Genomic DNA, 451 nt, shown 5'->3' with positions numbered 1-451 from the left:
CAGTGCCGCCACCTGCACGCTGGCCGCTGCCGATGCGGCCAAGACGCTGACCATTCCGAGCGTTTCGCCGGCGACTTTGCTCGCGGCGGGCTCAAATGCTTATACGACGTACTATGCCAGCAGTAGCTTCGGCTTCACTGCCTGTCCGGTGGGACTGACCAGGGTGACCAGCGCCTATACCTATCAAGGGAGCTTGGTAGGAAATAATAACGCCGTAGCAACAGGTACTGCGAGCAATGTGCAGATGTTCGTTATGCAAAGTTCTTCTCCATCCGTATCAAGTGTTCTAGCTGTTAATGGTACTTCTGGTTCTTTGAACCAGGCCACCATCACCGCCAATGCAGCCACTGTTCCTGTTATTGTTGGTATTTCCAGCCTTAATTCTTCAACCTCTCCGGTTCTGGCAACAGTAGGTACCTACACGGGTACCTATCTCGTGGCCTTCACCTAC

The 451-nt window shown here is 53.7% G+C and carries 1 protein-coding gene; it reads left to right on the top strand.

Translation table 11 applies throughout. The features are described from left to right. Positions 1-451 (top strand): pilus assembly protein (locus tag M987_RS24870; RefSeq protein ID WP_074392920.1); only part of this gene is annotated, 451 nt, incomplete at both ends.

This window comes from Enterobacter soli ATCC BAA-2102 (assembly GCF_001654845.1).
Lineage (GTDB): Bacteria > Pseudomonadota > Gammaproteobacteria > Enterobacterales > Enterobacteriaceae > Enterobacter > Enterobacter soli.
Note: the sequence above shows the minus strand (reverse complement) of the source record. Positions and strands in the feature narration are given on the sequence as shown.